Below are 19,729 nucleotides of genomic sequence, written 5' to 3'. Positions count from 1 at the left end.
GTGACGGTCTCCGGCGGCGGTGGCGGCGGTTCCTCGGAGGACGGCGGGGGTGGTGGCGGTGGCGGCGGGGTCGTCGTGGTGATCTCGTCCTGCACCGGCGGCGCCGATGTGGTCGACGTCGGCCCACCCTGCGCGTTGAGATTGTCGGAGTCGGTGCCCATCACCAGCAGCGAAACGGACACCACCAGAGAGATGGCTGCGATGATCGCGACGACTCCGACCACCCATGGCCAGCGCGGCGGCCTGCCGGTGTCCACCAGTTCGGTCTTGTCGTAATCGTCGTAGTCGTAGAGTTCGGGATCGGCGGGCACGTAGGGGCCCGCAGTGAACTGCTCGGACTCGGGCGCCGAATACGCCCGCGAATGGATCTCCGTCTCACCTGTGGCGTCCTGGACCGAGTCCTCCCCGGCGGTCGACTCGCCCGGTTCCTGATCCAGGTCGTCCGCCCCTTCGGAGTCCGGTCCTGGGGGATTCGGCCCGCTCATTTACGCCTATCCTTCTCGACGACTTCAACGGCGCGACAGCAAGCGGCTGACAACCACTTTGAGTCGGCCTCGGCAACCCTACCCAAACCGATGAGCGGATCGAATTCGCCCATCCGGTAGGTGACCAACTGAAGCCCAGATGTGACCTTGGACGGTCAGTGCTTCTCGGCGCCGGTGTAGTACTCGAAGACCAAACCGGCGGCAGAGGCGAGCACGAAGACCACCCCGGCCACGAGCAGCCACGGCAGCCACAGCGCGACGCCCACGGCCGTGACAGAAGCACTCAGCGCGATCATGATCGGCCACCAGCTGTGCGGGCTGAAGAAGCCCAGCTCGCCTGCGCCGTCGCTGATCTCGGCGTCCTCGTAGTCCTCCGGCCTGGTGTCGAGTCGACGTGCGACGAAGCGGAAGAAGGTGCCGGTGATCAGCGTCAGACCCGCGGTCATCACCAGGGCCGTCACACCCGCCCACTCGATGCCGCCCATTTGGAACAGCTGGGTCAGCGTGCCGTAGACGACTGCCGCCAGCACGAAGAACGCGGTGAGGAACTCGAACAGCCTGGCTTCGATATGCATATACCAATCCCTACTTGCTCGCCTGAGGGGGTGCGCCTGCCTGCTCCCCGCGACGGGTGTCGAACGGATGGGTGGTGACCGCAGTCGGCGGCTGGTTGATCGCCATCAGCGCCTCGGCGTTCGTCTTACCGGCGATGCGCTGCTGCATGTAGGCCTTGAAGTCGTTGGGCTCCACCACACGCAGCTCGAAGTTCATCATCGAGTGGTAGGTGCCGCACATCTCGGTGCACCGCCCGACGAACGCCCCGGTCTTCATGATCTCGCTGATCTGGAAGACGTTGTCGGAGTTGTTGGGCACGGGATCGGGCATCACGTCGCGCTTGAACAGGAACTCCGGCACCCAGAAACCGTGGATGACGTCGGCCGACGCGATCACGAACTCGATGCGCTTGCCGGACGGCACCACGAGCACCGGGATCTCGCTGCTGGTGCCCAGCGTCTCGACCTTGTCGAAGTTCAGGTAGCTGCGGTCCTCGGGGTTCTTACCCGCGATGACGCCGAATTCCCCGCCGTGCTCCCCCTGCAGCCCCTCCGGACCCGATGCGACGGCCATCTTGCGTTCCGGGTCGGCGCCGTCGTAGTCGAACGTTCCGTCGGTGAAGTCGACCTTCTGGTAGCCGAACTTCCAGTTCCACTGAAACGCCGTGACGTCGATGACGACCTCGGGATTGGGCTCCTTGTGCAGCATCTTCTCCTGCACGACCACGGTGAAGTAGAAGAGCACCGAGATGATCAGGAAGGGCACCACCGTGAGCACCAGCTCCAGCGGCATGTTGTAGCCGAACTGGCGCGGCAGCTCCGTGTCGCCGTCCTTGCGCCGGTGAAACGCCGAGGTCCAGAAGATCAGGCCCCAGACGATGACGCCGACCACCAGTGAGGCGATCACCGAGCCGATCCACAGTTCACGGTTGAGGTGGGCCTCCGGCGTGATTCCGTTCGGCCATCCCAGGCCGAGCGCCTCCGACCAGCTACACCCGCTGAGCAGCAGCGCAGCCGCACCAAGGACGACCACCAACGCCGCTCTCCGTGCCACCACCCAGCGTCCGCGAGGTGTCACGTTGCAGCCTCCTACAAGTCGGTGGAACTACGCGAATACTACGCAGCGTAGACCACCCGCCGCTGCAGGTCTCGACACACCTCACCTAACCCGTGCGCCTGTCTCGTCGGCGGCCCCCGTTCGGCATACTGGCGCCGTGTGCGGACTTCTGGCCCTGCTGACCGACCCGTCCGCCGACGTCTCCGCGGGCCTGGTCGAGGCGGTGTCCGGCGCGTCGCATTTGATGCGTCACCGTGGTCCGGACGAGCCGGGCACGTGGCACGACGATGACGTCGTCCTCGGTTTCAACCGGCTGTCGATCATCGACATCGCGCACAGCCATCAACCGTTGCGCTGGGGGCCCGCGGACTCGCCCGACCGCTACGTGCTGGTCTTCAACGGCGAGATCTACAACTACCTCGAGCTGCGGGAGGAACTGGCCGCCACCAACGGCGCGACGTTTCACACCGACGGCGACGGCGAGGCCATCGTCGCCGCCTACCACTACTGGGGTACCGACGCGCTGACCCGACTGCGTGGCATGTTCGCTTTCGCGCTGTGGGACTCCGTCGAACGCGAATTACTGTGTGCGCGCGACCCGTTCGGCATCAAGCCGCTGTTCATGGCGACCGGCTCGGCGGGCACGGCGGTGGGCAGCGAGAAGAAGTGCCTGCTCGCCCTCGCAGACGAGCTCGGCGTCGACGTCGGCATCGACGAACGCGCCGTTCAGCACTACACCGTGTTGCAGTACGTGCCGGAGCCCGAGACGCTGCACCGCGGCGTGCGCCGGTTGGAGTCCGGCAGCTATGCCCTGGTGCGTCCGGGCGGGCGGCCGGAAGTGACGCGCTACTTCACTCCCCGATTCGCGGCTGTGCCTTTTCGCGCCGGTTCGGAGCAGAGCCGGTACGACGAGATCACCGCCGTGCTCGAGGACTCGGTGGCCAAGCACATGCGCGCCGATGTCACCGTCGGCGCGTTCCTGTCCGGTGGCATCGACTCCACCGCGATCGCCGCGCTTGCCATGCGGCACAACCCACGCCTGATCACCTTCACCACCGGTTTCGAGCGGGAGGGCTTTTCGGAGGTCGACGTGGCGGTGGCCTCGGCGGAGGCGATCGGCGCCCGGCACGTCACGAAGGTGGTTAGCCAGTCCGAGTTCGTTTCCGCGTTGCCCGAGATCGTCTGGTATCTCGACGAACCCGTCGCCGATCCCGCGCTGGTGCCGCTGTACTTCATCGCCCGCGAGGCGCGAAAGCACGTCAAGGTCGTGCTGTCCGGCGAGGGCGCCGACGAGCTGTTCGGTGGATACACGATCTACCGGGAACCGTTGTCGCTCAAGCCTTTCAGCTATCTACCAGGCCCGCTGCGCCGTTCCATGGCCAAGGCCTCCGCGCCGCTGCCGGACGGGATGCGCGGAAAGAGCTTGCTGCACAGAGGCAGCCAGACACTCGAGGAGCGGTACTACGGCAACGCGCGCAGCTTCTCCGACGCGCAGCTGCAGGCCGTGCTGCCGGGATTCCGGTCGGATTGGACCCATACCGATGTGACGGCGCGGGTGTACGCGGAGTCTGCGGGCTGGGATCCGGTCGCACGGATGCAGCACATCGACCTGTTCACCTGGCTGCGGGGCGACATCCTGGTCAAGGCCGACAAGATGACGATGGCCAACTCGCTCGAACTGCGGGTGCCGTTCCTGGACCCCGAGGTGTTCGCGGTGGCGTCCCGGCTGCCGTTGGACCAGAAGATCACCAGATCCACGACGAAGTACGCGCTGCGCAGAGCGCTGGCGCCGGTGATTCCCCCGCACGTGCTGAACCGGCCGAAACTGGGCTTCCCCGTGCCTATCCGGCATTGGCTGCGGGCAGGCGAGCTGTTGGACTGGGCCTACGAAATGGTGTCCTCATCCGGCGCGGGTGAGCTCGTCGACATCACTGCCGTAACCACGATGCTCGATGAACATCGCACCGGCGCAAGCGATCACAGCAGACGGCTGTGGACGGTGCTGATCTTCATGCTGTGGCACGCGATCTTCGTCGATGGCAGCGTCACGCCGCAGATCAGCGAGCCGACCTACCCCGTGCAGCTCTAGGAAAGAGCCGACGCAATTTCCTTGCCCGCATCTGCCCCGTAGGCGTCGGACAGCCGCTTGATGCCTGCGTCGGGGTCCCAGCTCCACTCCTGCGCGCCCGGCGCCTCGAGCACAAGTGTCGCGACCAGCGACGCCAGCTGGGCCGCGCGTTCGATGGACAGCCCCTTGTCACGCCCGGTCAAGAAGCCGGCCCGGAATGCGTCGCCGATTCCGGTTGGGTCCTCCTTGTGCGTTTCGGGCACCACGTCGACATGGATGAAGGTGCCGTCGCGGCCGACGATGTCGACGCCCTTCTCCCCCAGCGTGGTGACGCGCATCTGGATCTGGCTCATCACCTCGGCCTCCGACCAGCCGGACTTCTGCAGCAGCAGGTCCCATTCATAGTCGTTGGTGAACAGATATTTCGCGCCGTCGATCAGCGCCCGGATCTGCTCGCCGGTCAGCCGGGCCAACTGCTGCGACGGGTCGGCGGCGAAGGCAAGACCGAGAGCGCGGCATTCCTCGGTGTGCAGGAACATCGCGTCCGGGTCGTTAGCGCCGACGATCACCAAATCCGGTGTGCCTCTGCGAGACACGACATCGGCCAGCTTGATGTCACGAGCCTGCGACATCGCACCGGGATAGAACGACGCGATCTGGGCCATGTCTTGGTCTGTGGTGCAGACGAATCGGGCCGTGTAGGCGGTGTCCGAAACCTGCACGCTGTCGCAGTCAACGCCGTGGCTGGTGAGCCAGCCCCGGTAGTCGTCGAAGTCCTTCCCCACTGCGCCGACGAGCGTCGGGTCTCCGCCGAGGATGCCGATGGCGTAGGCCATGTTGCCCGCGACGCCGCCGCGGTGGATGACCAGATCGTCCACCAGGAAGCTGACCGAGATCTTCTGCAGGTGCTCAGGCAGCAGCCCTTCGGAGAATTTGCCCGGAAATCGCATCAGATGGTCGGTTGCGATCGATCCGGTTACCGCAATGGTCACGAAGCTGCCCCCTTCAATTCATTAACCTGTCTAGATAATCGTACCGAGCGTCACGGTCCCGCCCACGCCCGGCCGCTTGCGCTAACCTGCCTACAAGACTCGTTCGGGTCACTGTAGACGGCATTCCCCGACAACCCCGGGAGAGCAACTCCATGGCTGGTCCGTATCCGCCCCAATACGGCGCCGGACCGGTCGGCCCTCCACCCCCGCATCCCGGCCCCCCTGCATCGTATCCGCACAATCCCGTTGCGCCTCCGCCTTATCCAGGCCTGCTTCCACCGCCGATCCCGTATCCGAAACGCAGTCGGTGGCGCGGCATCCTGGCCGCGCTGCTCGTGATCGCGGTGCTGGCGGCTGGTGTGGTCACGACCGCGCTGGTGATGCGCTCCGATGACGATTCGACCAACTCCGAGACGCTGACGACGGCGGCGGCACAGGCGGCGATCCAGGACTACCTGGACGCGCTGCAGCGCGGTGACGTCGAAAAGATCGCCCGCCACACGCTGTGCGGGCTGTTCGACGCCGTCAAGGAGAAGAAATCGGACCTCGCGCTTGCCGATCTGAGCAGTGATGCGTTCCGTAAGCAATTCGCCAGCGCCGACGTGACGGCGGTGGACAAGATGGTGTTCTCGTCGCCGTATCAGGCGCAGGTGCTGTTCACCATGCGCGTGACACCGGCGGGGAGCCGAACCCAGCCCCCACCGAAGGTGCAGGAGCAGGCGGTGGCACAAGTTCTGGCCCAGGACAACCAGGTCCTGGTGTGTTCGTACCTGCTGCGCGCCGGCGCCCAGTACTAGGTCAGTTGAACGAGTCCCCGCACGCGCACGATCCCGTCGCGTTGGGGTTGTCGATGGTGAAGCCCTGCTTTTCGATGGTGTCGACGAAGTCGATCGTTGCACCCTGGATATAGGGGGCGCTCATCCGGTCGACGGTCAAGTTGACGCCGCCGAACTCGGTGGTCAGATCGCCGTCGAGCGTTCGATCGTCGAAAAACAGGTTGTAGCGCAGTCCGGCGCATCCGCCCGGCTGTACGGCAATCCGCAGCGCCAGGTCGTCACGGCCCTCTTGGTCCAGCAGCGCCTTGGCCTTGCTGGCCGCCGCTTCGGTCAGGACCGCGCCGTGGGTGGCGGTGCTGGTCGCCGACTCGTCCTGAACAGTCATTGCGTCTCCTGTGAATGGCTTGTGTTGCGGGCCGTCTCACAACCCACAGGGTCAACGGTACCTTGTTATCCCGCTATTCCCGAGTTGGTCGGCCGTGACTTCCGCCAATCCCGTGAGCTGGTTGGCGGCGTCGGAGATGGCCAGCTGGACCGATCCGGCGTGGTCGGAGATGGCGTAAGCGGCGGTGATGCCGGCGTCCTGCAGCGCGGAGGCTTCGAGGGTGACCTGGCCGGCAAGTACCAGCACCGGGGTACCGCGGGCCTCGGTGGCCAGTGCGCTGACGACTTTGCCGTGCAGCGATTGGTCGTCGAACCGGCCCTCACCGGTGATAACGAGTTCGGCCGCCGCGACGTCGTCGGACAGGTGTGTGTGCTCGGCGATGACGGTGGCACCCGACTCGCGCCTGCCGCCAAGCGCCAGCAGGCCTGCGCCAAGGCCGCCTGCAGCACCGGCGCCTTTCTCGACGCTGACGGTCCGTCCTGCGGCGGCATCGAGTTCGGCGGCCCATTCGGTCAACCGCCGCTCGAGCACGGCCACGGTGTCCTGGTCGGCGCCCTTCTGCGGGCCGAACACCTTCGCCGCTCCCATCGGTCCTAGCAGCGGATGCTCAACGTCGGTGGCGGCGATCAGCTCGACGTCGGCAAGTAGCGTGCGGGCTCGCCCGAAGCCGCCGAGAGCCTCGATCATGCCCCTGCCGCCGTCTGTGCATGAGCTGCCGCCAAGGCCGACCACGATTCGCCGTGCACCCGCCTCCACCGCGGCCGCGATCAGCTGACCGACTCCCCTGCTGTGCGCGGCCAGCGCGGTCTCGACGGTCGGCGGACCGCCGAGCAGCGCCAGCCCGCAGGCCTGCGCACACTCGATATAAGCCGTCGCTGGATCCTGGCCGTCGAATACCCAGTCGGCGTCCACCTCGTCTGTCAACGGGCCGCTGACCGCCGTCGTGCGCCGCTCGCCGACGCGTCCGGCGAGCACGTCGACGAATCCAGGCCCTCCGTCGGATTGCGGGGCCAGCGTCAGGTCGTCGCCCGGCCGGGCCCTGCGCCAGCCCTCGGCGATCGCCTCGGCCGCCTGCACTGCGGTGAGGCTGTCGCCGTAGCAGTCGGGGGCAATGAGCACGCGGAGGCCGTCCGAGACGATCATTCCAGCAGATTATGCTGGCGGGCGTGAAGCTGCTGGGCCGCAAGAAGGACAACCCGCCTCCCCGAGACTCTGAAGCCGCCGGCGACGTCGAGGCGACCGCGGACAGCGACGCCGATGCCGAGGCCAAGGCTTCCGGCAAGACCGCCCCGAAGGGCAGGCCGACGCCGAAGCGGGATTCCTCGCGCCGCAGAGGCCCGATCGCTCCCGCCCCGATGACCACCGCCGAAGCCAGGCGCAGGCGCAAGGAACTGCGCGGTCCGAAGCTGTCTCGCGAGGAACGCCGGGAGGACAAGGCGGAAAGACGCGCAGAGATGTCGCAGCGCAGGGAACGAATGATGGCAGGCGACGACGCCTATCTGTTGCCGCGCGACAAGGGTCCGGTGCGCGCGCTGGCCCGCGACATCGTGGACGCGCGACGCATCAGCGTGCTCGGCCTCTTCATGCCTGCGGCGCTGGGGTTGATCTTCATCATGCTCGCGGTTCCACAGGTGCAGTACTACATCTCGCCTGCGATGCTGGTTCTGATGGCGATCATGATCGTCGACGGATTCTTCTTGGGCCGCAAGGTGAATCGGGTCGTCGATGAGAAGTACCCCGACCACACCGAGGGCGGTTGGAAGCTCGGCTTCTACGCTGCCAGCCGCGCCTCCCAACTGCGGCGGATGCGCGCACCCCGGCCGCGGGTCAGCCGCGGCGAAAAGGTCGCCTGAGTCCAGGTGCGCATTCTGGTGCTCGGCGGTATCAGGTCGGGCAAATCCGAATGGGCCGAGTCCGTCATCGGGCAGTCCGTTGGCGGCGAGGTTCCTGTTCGGTATCTCGCCACTGGACCCGTCGCCGACGATGACACATGGGCGGCACGGGTGGCCGCGCACCGCGCGCGCAGGCCGCACCACTGGTTGACCGCCGAAACCCTTAATGCGGCAAAGCAATTGCGGGCCGACGATTCGATGCCGACATTGGTCGACGATATCGGTGGCTGGCTGACCGCGGCGATGGACCGCGCAGACGCGTGGACGGGCGGCTCCGCGCAAGCCGACATCGACGACCTCGTCGACGCCGTCGCGGGACACGAGGCCGATCTGGTGCTCGTCAGCCCCGAAGTCGGCATGACCGTCGTACCCGAGACCGTCGCGGGCCGTCGCTTCGCCGACGAACTCGGCGCACTCAACCAGCGGCTGGCCCAGCTGTGCGACCGAGTGGTGCTGGTGGTCGCGGGACAGCCCATCGCGGTGAAGGAACCGTCGTGACGCAATTTGCGCAGATCACCGCGCCCGACGCCGACGTGGCCACGCAGGCGCGGGCCCGCCAGGACACGTTGACCAAGCCGGCCGGTTCGCTGGGGCGGCTCGAGGAGCTGTCGGTGTGGGTGGCCGCGTGCCAGGGGGTCTGCCCGCCCAACCAGTTCCAGCGCGCGCGGGTCGTGGTGTTCGCCGGTGATCACGGCGTCACCGCCGCAGGGGTTTCGGCATTTCCCGCGGAGGTCACCGCCCAGATGGTCGCCAACTTCGACGCCGGTGGCGCCGCGATCAACGTGCTCGCCGAATCCGCAGGGGCGACCGTGCGCGTCGTGGACATCGCGGTCGACGTCGACGAGCCGCACTCGGCCTCGATCGGTGCGCACAAGATCCGCAGGGGCAGCGGCAACATCGCCGTCGAGGACGCGTTGACGGCCGACGAGGCGCGGGCCGCGGTCGAAGCGGGCGGCCGGATCGCCGACGAGGAAGTCGATGCGGGCGCCGACTTGCTGATCGCGGGCGATATGGGCATTGGAAACACCACGGCTGCAACGGCATTGATCGCCGCACTGACTGGTACCGAGCCGGTCGCCGTTGTCGGTCGCGGCACCGGCATCAACGACGCCGGATGGTCGCGAAAGGTCGCGGCGGTCCGCGACGCGCTGTACCGCGCCCGAGGGCTGAAGGACGATCCACTGGGGCTGCTGCGGGTGTGCGGTGGCGCGGATCTGGCTGCGATGGCGGGATTCTGCGCCCAGGCGGCGGTGCGCAGGACACCGGTGCTGCTCGACGGGGTGGTGGTGACGTCCGCTGCGTTGGTCGCCGACGTCCTCGCGCCCGGTGCGCGCGACTGGTGGCGTGCGGGTCACCGCTCCACCGAACCCGCCCACACGCTGGCATTGGAGAAGCTCGCACTCGAACCGATCGTCGATCTCTCGATGCGACTCGGTGAAGGCACCGGCGCTGCGGTGGCACTGCCGGTGCTCCGCGCTGCGATCGCCGCTCTGCGGTCGATGGCCACATTCGAAGAGGCCAGCGTCTCGTCGTGATCCGTTCGGTCACAGGGGCGTTCGCGTTCGGCACGGTTCTGCCGGTGCGCGCAGCGTCTGGGGTGGGCCGAGGGGTGCTGACGGCCCTGCCTGTTGTCGGCGTGGCGCTCGGCGCGCTGGCCGCCGCGGTGGCGTGGGTGGCAAGCCACGCGTTCGGGTCGGCCAACCCGCTGACCGGTTTGCTGGCGGTGGCGGCGCTGCTGATCGCGACAAGGGGCCTGCACATCGACGGGCTGGCCGACACCATCGACGCGCTTGGCTGCTACGGCCCTCCGGAACGGGCGCTGCAGGTGATGCGGGACGGCGGGACGGGCCCGTTCGGTGTGGCCGCCGTCGTCGTGGTGATCGTGGCGCAGGGGCTGGCCTTCGCCGAACTGAGCGCGATCGCGGTGATCGTCGCGGTGACGGCGGGTCGGGTCGCCGCCGTGGCGGCCTGCCGCAGATCAGTGCCCGCGGCGCAGGGCAGCACGCTGGGGGCGATGGTGGCGGGCAGTCAGCCCGTCGTCGCGATAGCGGCGTGGCTCGTCGCGATCGTGGCGGCTGCGGTGTTCGCCGGCCCGCGACCGTGGCAGGGTCCGCTGGTGGTGCTGGTCGCGCTCGCCTCCAGCGCCGTGCTGGTCGTGCACTGTGTGCGGCGCTTCGGCGGGATCACCGGCGATGTACTCGGTGCCGCGATCGAGGTGACGACGACGCTGGCGGCGCTCGGCCTGGCGATCGGCTAGCCGGTGGGCGCGGGCGGGGGACCGAGCACCTGGATGTCGAACTGTGCGCATACCTCGGCGACACGAGCGAGATCGATGTCCGTCGGCTCGGGCATGGTCCGGCTTTCGGTCGGTTCGCCCGTAGCGACGAATCGCTCGAATCCGTTGGTGGCGGGTTCGAGCCCCGCCCGCCCCACCAAATATTTTTGTGCCACCAGCCGGGAGGGTGCCCGACCAGCCGGCCAACCCGGCGGAGCACTCGTGTGGCGTCGCGATGAGTTTGGCCCTTCGGTGCAGTCTGATCTGCGTGGGCAGACTCATCTATGGCTTGAACGTCTATGGCTTGAACGTGTCAGTGGACGGGTACATCGCCGACGGACAAGGCAACATCGACTGGTCCGATCCGAGCAAAGAACTGCACCAATACTGGAACGACTTCGAGCGGGAGACCGCCCTGTCGTTCTACGGGCGGCGGCTCTACGAACTGATGTCCGCGTACTGGCCGACCGCCGACAAGGCCCCGACGCCACCCCTCTGATCGTCGACTTCGCGCGCATCTGGCGCGACATGCCCAAGGTCGTGTTCTCGCGCACCCTGGAGTCCGTCGACTGGAACTCCCGCCTGGAACGCGGCGACCCGGTCGAGGTGGTAACGAAGCTGAAAGCCGAAACCGACGGCAGGCTGGAGGTGGCCGGCGCGACGCTGGCCGCACCGATCGTGCAGGCCGGACTGGTGGATGAGTACCGGATCGTGGTCACGCCCACCGCGGTGGGCGGCGGCACACCGTTCTTCCCGACACTGCCGTCATGGATCTCGCTGCGACTGTTGGAGAACCGCACCTTCCCGGGCGGCACGGTCCTGCTGCGCTACGAGGCGAAACACGACTAATCGGACATGCACAGCCAGGTGACGTGCGAATGCGCTACGAGATACACGACTCTCGCGGCACCCCGTTACTGCTGTTGCATTCAGGGAACCACCCTCGTGCAAGGCCAAACATCCAACAGGCAAGCTGTATTTCGATGCGACAGGCGGGGCCCACGTTCATCGGTCGGAAGCTTGCTCATGATTCGGTGAGAGCGGCCGGCACAGGGGCGTCAAGGTGCTCGAGCAACGCGGCGAGCTTGTGGTCCAATTCGCGTCCTACCTTGGTGATTTGAGGAGTGTTGAAGCTGCCGAACTGGGTGCTCGGTTGGTCGAAGGTGAACCACGTGGCATGGTCGGCGTCTTCAACAATGGCCGTACGCAGCGGGGCGTGGAGCATGATGGCGGGGTTGTAGCGGTACATTCGCTGCGCAATGGTGTGATTGCCCATGAGGTATGCGACACAGCAGCCTCGGTCTCCGGCCAGACCCATCAGCGAGGTGAAATCGCGGGACCAATAGAGGATGAAGTCGTGTGGCGCGTTCTCTGCGGTCGCATCCAAAACTGTGTTCCAGTCGGCACCCCTTTCGACGAGGGAGTCGAACCGATCGCTCTGGTACTCCGGAACCGCTCGCTCGTAGCGATTCCTGAATCCGTCAAACGAGTCGTCGATCTGGATCGTCAATCGGTCGACCCGATGCGAGATCGTTTCGATCGAGCCATTCGATGGCTGAGTCATGGTGCCGCCTGATTCGGATGTCCAAATTTCCTGGTACGCCGCGGCAAGTAGCTGGACCGACAACGCTGTCGCATCCAATTACGAGCCGCGGCAACACCACTCGTTTACCAATCCGGGTCAGTGCACGGATGCGGCGGCAGCTTCGATAACCTGCGTGACGGCGTCGGGGTGTGAGACCAGCGTCAGATGCGAGCCACCGTTGAAGTGCGTGACCTGTGAGTGTGCTCGTGCCGCCATGGAGTCCTCCGAGGCCGGCGTGATGACCTGATCTCCGCTACTGATGAAGTACCAGGAGGGGATGTCCTTCCATGCGGCGTTTTTGGACGGTGCGTACAACGCGGCCACCGCTGCTGACCGCTGGCTGGCCCAGGCCCGAGTGGCGAGGTCGGACGGCAGGTCGTTACCGAAGTGCTGGAGGAAGATGTCCTTCTTCAGATAAAGCTGCGCTTGCTCCTGGGGTGCGCCAGGGGGGAGTACGGGATCGAACAGTTCGCCTTGGGGTCGGGTCAGTACCGAGTCGGCTCCACTGAGCTGGGCAGTCGTCTCGCCCACATCGGGGGCCGCGGCGTCGACATAGACCAGCGCTCTGACGTTCGGATTGCCGGCGGCGGCGTTCGTGATGACCGATCCGCCGTAGGAATGTCCGACCAGCACGATCGGTCCGTTCAGAGTGCCGAGAAAGTTCTTCACCGAGTCGGAGTCGGAGTCGAGGTTCTCCAAAGGATTGGCGATCGCGCGTGCGTCGTATCCGTGCTTCTCCAACGCGCCAACTTCGCCACCCCAGCTCGACGCGTCGGCGAAGGCGCCGTGGACCAGCACGATGGTGGGCTTCGCGGCGCTCGGTGGAGGCGCGGCGGGTGGAGACGCGGCGGGTGGAGACGCGGCGGGTGCGCAGGCGGCGACGGCCGATGGGACTATCACGGCACACGCCACCGCAGCGGCACTCGTGAGTGCACCCATGCGCACCGTGTGCCAAGAACGTTGAAACATCAGTATTTCCGATCTGTTTGGGCCGCGTACCAAAGCCGCGGCGGAGAAATGCTTGTCGCCGACTTCTTCGGCGTCATTCGACGTTGCGGGCGGCAGCCGTGTGGGTCTTACCACCGCGCCGCGCCGCGTGCGATCAAAAGCCCTTGTCTGCCAACCAATCGAGTACAACTACGGCGACGTCCTTCCAGCCACCGTCGATGGTGAGGGAGTGACCCCGGCCCTCGAACACATGGAAGTCCGTCTGCGCCGGGCTCTTTGAATACATGGCGACGACCTCCTTGGTGACCTTCAGGGGGACGACGTGGTCTTCGGTGCCCGACGTCAACAGCAGCGGGCCGCGGTCGGCCAGGTGAGTGTCGACCTTCGCCGGCGAGTGCCGTGAGAAGTTCGCTCCCGCATCCTCGAACAGCGGCCTGCCGGGTCCGGGGATCGTCCAGGCCTGGTGCAACGCGTTGGATTCTTCTTCGCTCAGGTTGTTACCGAAGGCGTAGTGGAATTGCTTGTCCGTCAGCGACACTGTCCGGTGTCGATTGGCAGGGTTGCCAAGGACGGGGAGCGCCGACCGCAACTGCGCCACCGGAAGTGCCTTGACTCCCTTGATGGGTGCGGGGTCGATGGCAACGGCGGCTGCGATCAGACCTTCGGCCAGCAGCTCCTGGGCGATCAAGCCGCCGAAGGAGTGCCCCACCACTAGGGGCTTAATGCCGCCGCGCGCGTTGATCATTCTCGCGTAGTGATCGATCATCTGCTGGATGCCGACATCGTTCATTCCGTCCGGGTTCTCGCGTGTCTGTGCGACGGTCGCGCGCTCCCCAGGCCAACCTGGTGCGGACACCGCGTAGCCGTTGTTCTCGAAGAGGTCGAGCCATGGTTCCCAAGCAGTCGCGTGGATCCATAACCCGTGAATGAAGATGACCGGGTTGGGTTTTGTGGGCGATGTCATGAGGCGTTTTCCTTGTCGTGTCTGCTGGCAATGCTGGTTCATTCGGGCGCCGAGCATCGACATGGCGCCTGACTGCGACCCTAGGTCGAATCTGGCACGCCAAAATCCTTGGCAGGCAGGTCGTGCACGCAGGGCACAGGTGTTGGCACACGGTGAGGCACGCTGTCGGCAACATGCCTCGTGGGGTAAGTGAAACCCAGATGACTTGCAGATAGAACACGCTGGCCTACCTCGTCCGCGCCGATGGCTGGGATTACTCGGTCGAAGCCGCCCGCGCCGGGACGGCGAAATCCAATGTGTACGAGTACAACCCGCACCCCTGACAACGGACCGACAGCCAGTTCTCAGCGGGGACACCCAGTTCGCCGTGTTAGCTTGACCTCGACTCACCGACGGAGTCGACTTGCGTCGCCCGCCTGCTCCCGTCCTCGACGACGCGGCCTTCGCCGGCCGCGCCACCGTGGTCTCTTTCGCCAATTGGTATCGCCAGCAAAGGAATTAGATGGCCGAACGTCGTGACAGAGCAGTTGTCCTCGGCGCGAGCATGGGCGGCCTTCTCGCCGCCCGTGTGCTTGCCGACTACTTTCGTGTGGTCACCGTCGTCGAACGCGACGTTCTGCCCCGTGCTCCGATGAATCGCCGTGGAGTGCCCCAGGACCGACATCCGCATGTCTTGCTCGGCAAGGGCGTGCAGATCGTCGGCGAGCTCTTTCCGGGGTTCTTCGACCAACTCGTCACCGACGGTGCGGTGAAGTGGGACGACGGCGACCTTTCGAGATTCTGGTCCACATTCGGCGGGCATCTCATGGTGCGTTCGGCGACCGTGCCGGACCCCACCTCGCTGGTGGACTACCACGTGAGCCGACCGCTGTTGGAGTTCAGCGTGCGCAAGGCCGTGCGCGCCATTCCGAATGTTGAGTTTCTCGAGGGCCACGGCGTCGTGGGCTTGACGGCCGATCCCGATGCCAACCGCATCACGGGGGCTCGGCTCGCGCGGCAAGGTGATGATGGCGAGACGCTGCTGACCGCAGACCTCATAATCGACGCCACCGGCCGCGGCTCCCGGGCGCCGGTGTTCCTCGAGGAGTTCGGATACGTCCGGCCGCCGGTCGAGGAACTCGAGATGCGCATCGCATATGCCACCATGCCCGTACGTGTTCCGCCCGGCATGCTGCGCGAATTGGTGCTGGCGGTCAATCCCGTCGCCAGCCGGCCCACCACCTTTGCGATGTTCGCGGTGGAGAACGACACCTACCTGGTACTGGGCGGCACTCTCGGTGGCCAGCAACCCCCGGCGGATCGTGCCGAATTGCTCGACTTCATCGCGGAGTTCGCGCCACGTCACGCGCTTGCCGCGATCCGCGCGGGTGAGCCTCTAGGGGACGTGGTCCATCACCGGATTCCGTCCAACCGGTGGAGACGCTACGACCGGCTCGCCCGCACCCCGGACGGACTGCTGGTGTTTGGTGACGCCGTCTGTAGCTTCAACCCGATATACGGGCAGGGAATGACCATCGCGGCGGCCGAGGCCGAGGCCCTGGGCAAGTGTCTGAGCGTTGGCGACCTGGATCTGCCCCGGCGGTTCTTCGGTGAATCGGCTAAGGCCATTCAGGTGGCCTGGCGGACGGCGGTCGGTTCGGACTTGGCGCTGCCGCAGGTCAAGGGCCGGCGGCCGTTGTCAACGCGGATCATCAACACCTACATGGATGCTGTCTTGACCGCCACCGAAACCGACCCGGCGGTAGCTCAGCAGTTCTTCCGCGTCGCGTGGATGCTCGACGCACCCGCACGGCTGTTCAAGCCCTCCATCGTCCTGAGAATCGCCAAGGCGTTGATCACCGGAGCGCGGAACGGCGAGCAGGTCGAGCATCTGCGACAGCTGGCACGACTTCAAAGGTGACACCGCCCGGCATGCCGGGCGGCTACCGGCATCCGGCCCGGGGGACGTAACTCACCTACGCACTGATCCTGCCTGCTCTGTGAGATTGCTTTGGTCAGGCGGCGGCGCTCGCCCGGCGGGCAGCGTGGCGCCAAGCCAATTGGCGATGTGGTCGGCTAGAGCGGAACGCGTCCGGTGAGGTGAACAGCTCTGTGCAACAACGTTATATCTACTCCTTTGCCGCATCGATCAGCGTGGCAGCCAAAGGGTTCGGGTGGGTCAGCATGGCCTCGTGCGGGCCGTCACATTCCAGACGGCGAGGTTGATCCAGGCGGCTGGCCATGGCGCGGTAAAGCTCTTGGGGAACTGCCTGGTCTTGGCGCAGGAAGACGTAGCTAGACGGCAGCGCAGCACCCCAGAATCGGGGCAGCGAGATCGGTTCGCTGAGCCATCCGAAGGGCACCGGGACGAGCTTGCTGGTGACGGTGGCGATGTCGTGCTCCGAGGCGCCGTTCATGAAGTGCTCAGACCATGTCTGCGGATCCATCGCAACCGTCTGATCTGCGCTATCTTTGGCGGCCTGGACGGAACTCTCGACGAATGGTGCGGGCAGCACGTCGTTGATGGCTTGCCCGTCGTGCAGCACCCACGCGTCGACGAAGACGATGCGGCGCGTCTGCTGGGCCAGTCGGTCCGCGGCGTACTGGGCGGCTGGGCCGCCACCGCTGTGGCCGACCAGCACTAAATCCCGTAGGTCGTGCTCTCTGACCGCGTCGACAAGACCGTCACCAATCGCCGTGAGATTGACCCCGACCCGATCAACCGCAACACCCTGCTCGCAACCACGAAGGGTGGGCGCGAAGACTTCATGCCCCACCGAACGTAAAGCCGCCGACACGGCGTCCCAGCACCAACCGCCCTGCCACCCCCCATGCACGAGAACAAACTGCATCCCGCCTCCACCCTTCTTCGCGATGAATCAGAACACCGGTGTGCGCCGAGTTCTACACCACACGCCTGACGAAATGTCGGATGGTCGATCTGGGCCGCGGCGGTCACCATGGCGCTTGACTGCGACCCTAGGTCGAGTCGCGCACGCGAAAACCCTTGGTAGGCAGGTCGTGCACGCCGTGCACAGGTATTGGCACACGGTGAGGCACGCTGTCGGCAGCATGCCTCGCGACGGTCGCCGGGAGCAATGAGGCCGCTGAGTCCGGAAGGAGGGCGGCAACGCTCAGGCAGGTTGCTGGCGGGCTAGTTCTCGCCATTCGCTCGGGGACGCACCGTAAGTAGTTCGGAACATTCGCGCGAAACTGGAGGCATCGGTGAACCCCCACCGCCGGGCAACTGCGGAGATTGGATCATGCAGAAATGCCAAGGCGAGGTCTCTGCGCGCTCCTTCGAGTCGCCGCGTTCGGATCCAGTCCCCAAGCGACACGCCTTCGGCGGCCAGGATTCGGTAAAGCTGCCGCACCGATATGTGGTGTTCAGCGGCAATGCGGCCGGCGCCGAGGTCCGGTTCCTGCAAGTGCAATTGGACGTACTCCATGATGCGTACGAAGAGGGTGGCCTGGAGCGAATCCTTGCCCAACTCGACGGTGTCGAGATGGGTGGTGATCACTGCCCGAAGTAAGTCAATGCCAGGTTGACTGACCACGTCGCCGCCCGGGCGATCAAACGCCCCCGGCCGAGAGGCCAGTCGGTGGAAATAGGCGACGGCCATGTCTGAGATCGGGTGACCCGGACACAACGGAAGCGCGCTAATTTGCCGGATAATGTCAACTGGCAACGCCAATCGATCCAGGGGTATTCGGAATTTGTGCTGGGAGATGCCATCCGCATCAGCGATCATGAATGGATCTGTTGAGTCCCAGACCGCCAGATCGCCGGGGCGCAAGGTTATTTCTCGGTCACGCTGAACCACGACGCAGGACCCCGTCATCTGCAGCCCCAGGAAGAGGCTCGGCTTGACGTCGTCGCGCGGCAACGCCTTGTAATGGACCTTGACGGCAGTCGATTTCACGGACCACACCGTGAGCTCATTCAGGTCAGTGATCGCCAAGCTCGTCGCAGCCGGGCCGCGATCGTCCGGAAAGTCGATCTCGAGCGGAGCAAGAGTCTGCGAGACCGTGGCACGCACCACCTCTTCGCGATCGGCAACCGGGATTCGCCGAGCATCGAATCTGACCGTCCCCGCGCCGCCCTCGGCGCCACCCCGCAGGTCGGGGTCTCTGCCAAGGGTGTCGTACTGCAACGTGCGGCCCAACCTGTTCTAACTGCGACAATCTTCACATTCTGCCATCACCGGGAGCGGCGTTCAGCAAAAGATCGCAACCGTCGGAAGCGCACACCTTCTAGGGCTCGGGCAATGCCGACGTGCGAGCCAGCGACTCTGCCGTCGGGCACTGAGCATGCCGAGAGCCGCCGAGCCGGTACAACCACGGATCCGGAAGTTATGTCCCTGCATATTCTCGTCAACCATTATTCATCGGTTATAGATCGGACTCGACCGGAATCAGCAGGCATCCGTTGGGAACCGATTGTCACCGGAATCCCTGGTGGCACTGGGAAATAACGGAGTCCAGTAAGAGTCATTGAAAATCGCCAAAATCGAATCCCGATGGCGCGGTGACGACGAGCACTCGTGTGCTCTCCGAGCGCACCTGGAAGGTGTGGGGCAGGCCGCGGTGCAGCCAGGCCACCGCGCCTTCGCCGTGCACAGCTGCGACGTCGCCTGCAGCGTGCCTAACTCAGCCGCGCCATCCAACCGTGGGTATCGGCGAACGTGCCGCGCTGAATTCCGGTCAACGTGTCGCGAAGGGCCATCGTGATCTCACCAGGTTCGCCGTCGGCGATGGTGAACTCACCGTCACCGTACTTCACGTGTGACACCGGCGTGATCACCGCGGCTGTGCCGCACGCGAACACTTCGGTGATCTCACCCGCGGCGGCCTTCTTCTGCCACTCGTCGACGTCGATCTTTCGCTCTTCGACGGCGAATCCGGCGTCGGTAGCCAACTGCAGCAACGAATCTCGCGTGATGCCGGGCAGCAGCGAACCACTCAGTTCCGGCGTGACAAGCCGGGCGGTACCCCCGCTGCCGAACACGAAGAACAGGTTCATGCCGCCCATCTCTTCGACATACCGGCGTTCGATGGCGTCGAGCCACACCACCTGGTCGCACCCGTTGTCGGCGGCCTCGGCCTGCGCGAGCAGCGACGCGGCGTAGTTGCCGCCGAACTTCGCGGCGCCTGTGCCGCCCGGTGAGGCACGCACGTACTCGTGCGACAGCCACACGCTGACGGGTTTGATGCCGCGCGGGAAGTACGCCCCCGCAGGCGACGCGATCACCATGTAGCGGTATTCGGACGCGGGCCGAACCCCGAGCCCCGGCTCGGTGGCGAAGATGTAGGGCCGCAGGTACAGCGATTCCTCGCCGCCAGCCGGAGGCACCCATTCCGCGTCGACCGCGATGAGCCGACGCAGCGACTCGATGAACACCTCGTCCGGTAGCTCGGGGATGGCCAGCCTGCGGGACGACGTGCGTAGCCGCGCGGCGTTGGCTTCAGGTCGGAAGGACACGATCGAACCGTCCGCCCAGCGGTAGGCCTTCAGCCCCTCGAACACCTCCTGCGCGTAGTGCAGAACGATCGCCGATGGGTCGAGCTCGATTGGGCCGTACGGCATGACCCGCGCGTTGTGCCAGCCCTTGCCGTCGATGTAGTCGATCGACACCATGTGGTCGGTGTGATACCGGCCGAATCCCGGATTCGCCAGAATTCCCGCACGTACCTCATCGCTCGCCGGATTCGCGTTGCGATCGACGGTGAACACGAGGTCGTCAGTCATGGGGCGATTGTATATCCGGC

General features: G+C 65.7%; 21 protein-coding genes and 1 pseudogene. 9 read left to right on the top strand and 13 right to left on the bottom strand.

Annotated features, from left to right (window positions below):
* The 3 genes and pseudogenes from D6M19_RS25910 to ctaC all read right to left on the bottom strand — a co-directional run.
* Positions 1 to 485: pseudogene (locus D6M19_RS25910) on the bottom strand (hypothetical protein); the annotation flags it as partial.
* A gap of 155 nt (positions 486 to 640) precedes the next feature.
* Complete coding sequence (locus D6M19_RS25905; protein WP_123028135.1) at positions 641 to 1,060, bottom strand: cytochrome c oxidase subunit 4; 420 nt, start codon at positions 1,058 to 1,060, stop codon at positions 641 to 643.
* 10 nt (positions 1,061 to 1,070) lie between these two features.
* Entirely contained in the window at positions 1,071 to 2,117 is a 1,047-nt protein-coding gene (gene ctaC, locus D6M19_RS25900) for an aa3-type cytochrome oxidase subunit II (protein ID WP_123028134.1), read from the bottom strand.
* Between the two features lie 136 nt (positions 2,118 to 2,253).
* Between ctaC and asnB the strand changes: the two genes are divergently transcribed.
* A complete protein-coding gene (gene asnB / locus D6M19_RS25895; protein ID WP_123028133.1) occupies positions 2,254 to 4,185 on the top strand; it encodes an asparagine synthase (glutamine-hydrolyzing) in 1,932 nt (643 codons plus the stop codon).
* Here the strand turns inward: asnB and D6M19_RS25890 are convergent.
* Entirely contained in the window at positions 4,182 to 5,156 is a 975-nt protein-coding gene (locus D6M19_RS25890) for a carbohydrate kinase family protein (RefSeq protein ID WP_123028132.1), read from the bottom strand. The two genes, asnB and D6M19_RS25890, sit on opposite strands and share 4 nt — an antisense overlap.
* A gap of 152 nt (positions 5,157 to 5,308) precedes the next feature.
* On the opposite strand from D6M19_RS25890, the gene D6M19_RS25885 reads away from it, so the two are divergent.
* Complete coding sequence (locus tag D6M19_RS25885) at positions 5,309 to 5,953, top strand: Rv0361 family membrane protein (protein ID WP_123028131.1); 645 nt, start codon at positions 5,309 to 5,311, stop codon at positions 5,951 to 5,953.
* Position 5,954: 1 nt separating this feature from the next.
* On the opposite strand, the gene D6M19_RS25880 is transcribed toward D6M19_RS25885, so the two are convergent.
* Together D6M19_RS25880 and D6M19_RS25875 are read right to left on the bottom strand one after the other, a co-directional pair.
* Complete coding sequence (locus tag D6M19_RS25880) at positions 5,955 to 6,317, bottom strand: HesB/IscA family protein (RefSeq protein ID WP_123028130.1); 363 nt, start codon at positions 6,315 to 6,317, stop codon at positions 5,955 to 5,957.
* A 51-nt stretch (positions 6,318 to 6,368) separates the two neighbouring features.
* Positions 6,369 to 7,460 (bottom strand): glycerate kinase family protein, encoded by a 1,092-nt coding sequence (locus D6M19_RS25875; protein ID WP_123028129.1) that lies wholly within the window; start codon positions 7,458 to 7,460, stop codon positions 6,369 to 6,371.
* 23 nt (positions 7,461 to 7,483) lie between these two features.
* On the opposite strand from D6M19_RS25875, the gene D6M19_RS25870 reads away from it, so the two are divergent.
* From D6M19_RS25870 to D6M19_RS25855, 4 genes are read left to right on the top strand one after another with little or no spacing between them, the layout of a single operon-like run.
* Positions 7,484 to 8,170: a DUF3043 domain-containing protein gene (locus tag D6M19_RS25870; protein WP_123028150.1), complete on the top strand. Its 687-nt coding sequence runs from the start codon at positions 7,484 to 7,486 to the stop codon at positions 8,168 to 8,170.
* A 6-nt stretch (positions 8,171 to 8,176) separates the two neighbouring features.
* Positions 8,177 to 8,707: a bifunctional adenosylcobinamide kinase/adenosylcobinamide-phosphate guanylyltransferase gene (locus D6M19_RS25865; protein ID WP_123028128.1), complete on the top strand. Its 531-nt coding sequence runs from the start codon at positions 8,177 to 8,179 to the stop codon at positions 8,705 to 8,707.
* A complete protein-coding gene (cobT, locus tag D6M19_RS25860; RefSeq protein ID WP_123028127.1) occupies positions 8,704 to 9,744 on the top strand; it encodes a nicotinate-nucleotide--dimethylbenzimidazole phosphoribosyltransferase in 1,041 nt (346 codons plus the stop codon). The genes D6M19_RS25865 and cobT overlap by 4 nt, the downstream gene beginning before the upstream one ends.
* Positions 9,741 to 10,466 carry an adenosylcobinamide-GDP ribazoletransferase gene (locus tag D6M19_RS25855; protein WP_123028126.1) on the top strand — a complete coding sequence of 242 codons (726 nt, stop codon included), beginning with the start codon at positions 9,741 to 9,743 and terminating at the stop codon, positions 10,464 to 10,466. The genes cobT and D6M19_RS25855 overlap by 4 nt, the downstream gene beginning before the upstream one ends.
* On the opposite strand, the gene D6M19_RS34370 is transcribed toward D6M19_RS25855, so the two are convergent.
* Complete coding sequence (locus tag D6M19_RS34370) at positions 10,463 to 10,660, bottom strand: hypothetical protein (RefSeq protein ID WP_164478693.1); 198 nt, start codon at positions 10,658 to 10,660, stop codon at positions 10,463 to 10,465. The genes D6M19_RS25855 and D6M19_RS34370 overlap by 4 nt on opposite strands.
* A 92-nt stretch (positions 10,661 to 10,752) precedes the next feature.
* Between D6M19_RS34370 and D6M19_RS34955 the strand changes: the two genes are divergently transcribed.
* Positions 10,753 to 10,983, top strand: coding sequence for a dihydrofolate reductase family protein (locus tag D6M19_RS34955; RefSeq protein ID WP_234835049.1), 231 nt, complete (start codon positions 10,753 to 10,755; stop codon positions 10,981 to 10,983).
* Positions 10,872 to 11,333, top strand: coding sequence for a dihydrofolate reductase family protein (locus D6M19_RS25850; protein ID WP_234835048.1), 462 nt, complete (start codon positions 10,872 to 10,874; stop codon positions 11,331 to 11,333). Before D6M19_RS34955 ends, D6M19_RS25850 begins: the two co-directional genes overlap by 112 nt.
* Before the next feature lie 175 nt (positions 11,334 to 11,508).
* On the opposite strand, the gene D6M19_RS25845 is transcribed toward D6M19_RS25850, so the two are convergent.
* From D6M19_RS25845 to D6M19_RS25835, 3 genes are all read right to left on the bottom strand, one after another.
* A complete protein-coding gene (locus tag D6M19_RS25845) occupies positions 11,509 to 12,048 on the bottom strand; it encodes a DUF302 domain-containing protein (RefSeq protein ID WP_123028149.1) in 540 nt (179 codons plus the stop codon).
* A 117-nt stretch (positions 12,049 to 12,165) separates the two neighbouring features.
* On the bottom strand, positions 12,166 to 13,008 hold the full coding sequence (locus D6M19_RS25840) for an alpha/beta hydrolase (RefSeq protein ID WP_164478686.1): 843 nt from the start codon (positions 13,006 to 13,008) through the stop codon (positions 12,166 to 12,168).
* 163 nt (positions 13,009 to 13,171) lie between these two features.
* Entirely contained in the window at positions 13,172 to 13,981 is an 810-nt protein-coding gene (locus D6M19_RS25835) for an alpha/beta hydrolase (RefSeq protein WP_123028148.1), read from the bottom strand.
* Positions 13,982 to 14,483: 502 nt separating this feature from the next.
* Here D6M19_RS25835 and D6M19_RS25825 point away from each other — a divergent pair.
* Positions 14,484 to 15,881, top strand: a complete 1,398-nt coding sequence (locus tag D6M19_RS25825) for an FAD-dependent oxidoreductase (RefSeq protein WP_206428638.1) — start codon at positions 14,484 to 14,486, stop codon at positions 15,879 to 15,881.
* 208 nt (positions 15,882 to 16,089) lie between these two features.
* Here D6M19_RS25825 and D6M19_RS25820 read toward each other — a convergent pair whose 3' ends face one another.
* The 3 genes from D6M19_RS25820 to D6M19_RS25810 all read right to left on the bottom strand — a co-directional run bounded on the left by D6M19_RS25820 (position 16,090) and on the right by D6M19_RS25810 (position 19,709).
* Positions 16,090 to 16,812, bottom strand: coding sequence for an alpha/beta fold hydrolase (locus tag D6M19_RS25820; protein WP_123028123.1), 723 nt, complete (start codon positions 16,810 to 16,812; stop codon positions 16,090 to 16,092).
* Positions 16,813 to 17,094: 282 nt separating this feature from the next.
* On the bottom strand, positions 17,095 to 18,114 hold the full coding sequence (locus D6M19_RS25815) for a helix-turn-helix domain-containing protein (protein WP_164478685.1): 1,020 nt from the start codon (positions 18,112 to 18,114) through the stop codon (positions 17,095 to 17,097).
* A gap of 491 nt (positions 18,115 to 18,605) precedes the next feature.
* On the bottom strand, positions 18,606 to 19,709 hold the full coding sequence (locus D6M19_RS25810) for a branched-chain amino acid aminotransferase (protein WP_123028121.1): 1,104 nt from the start codon (positions 19,707 to 19,709) through the stop codon (positions 18,606 to 18,608).
* Positions 19,710 to 19,729: the final 20 nt, after the last annotated feature.

This window comes from Mycolicibacterium stellerae, from assembly GCF_003719305.1.
Taxonomy (GTDB): domain Bacteria; phylum Actinomycetota; class Actinomycetes; order Mycobacteriales; family Mycobacteriaceae; genus Mycobacterium; species Mycobacterium stellerae.
This window is presented reverse-complemented; position numbering and strand designations above follow the sequence as displayed.

Excerpts from the sequence above, each read along its gene's own strand:
- D6M19_RS25835 (WP_123028148.1), bottom strand. The coding sequence starts at position 13,981 with ATGACATCGCCCACAAAACCCAACCCGGTCATCTTCATTCACGGGTTA.
- D6M19_RS25905 (WP_123028135.1), bottom strand. The coding sequence starts at position 1,060 with ATGCATATCGAAGCCAGGCTGTTCGAGTTCCTCACCGCGTTCTTCGTG.
- D6M19_RS25875 (WP_123028129.1), bottom strand. The coding sequence starts at position 7,460 with ATGATCGTCTCGGACGGCCTCCGCGTGCTCATTGCCCCCGACTGCTAC.
- D6M19_RS25880 (WP_123028130.1), bottom strand. The coding sequence starts at position 6,317 with ATGACTGTTCAGGACGAGTCGGCGACCAGCACCGCCACCCACGGCGCG.
- D6M19_RS25825 (WP_206428638.1), top strand. The coding sequence starts at position 14,484 with ATGGCCGAACGTCGTGACAGAGCAGTTGTCCTCGGCGCGAGCATGGGC.
- D6M19_RS25810 (WP_123028121.1), bottom strand. The coding sequence starts at position 19,709 with ATGACTGACGACCTCGTGTTCACCGTCGATCGCAACGCGAATCCGGCG.
- D6M19_RS25885 (WP_123028131.1), top strand. The coding sequence starts at position 5,309 with ATGGCTGGTCCGTATCCGCCCCAATACGGCGCCGGACCGGTCGGCCCT.
- D6M19_RS25820 (WP_123028123.1), bottom strand. The coding sequence starts at position 16,812 with ATGCAGTTTGTTCTCGTGCATGGGGGGTGGCAGGGCGGTTGGTGCTGG.
- D6M19_RS25845 (WP_123028149.1), bottom strand. The coding sequence starts at position 12,048 with ATGACTCAGCCATCGAATGGCTCGATCGAAACGATCTCGCATCGGGTC.
- D6M19_RS25840 (WP_164478686.1), bottom strand. The coding sequence starts at position 13,008 with ATGGGTGCACTCACGAGTGCCGCTGCGGTGGCGTGTGCCGTGATAGTC.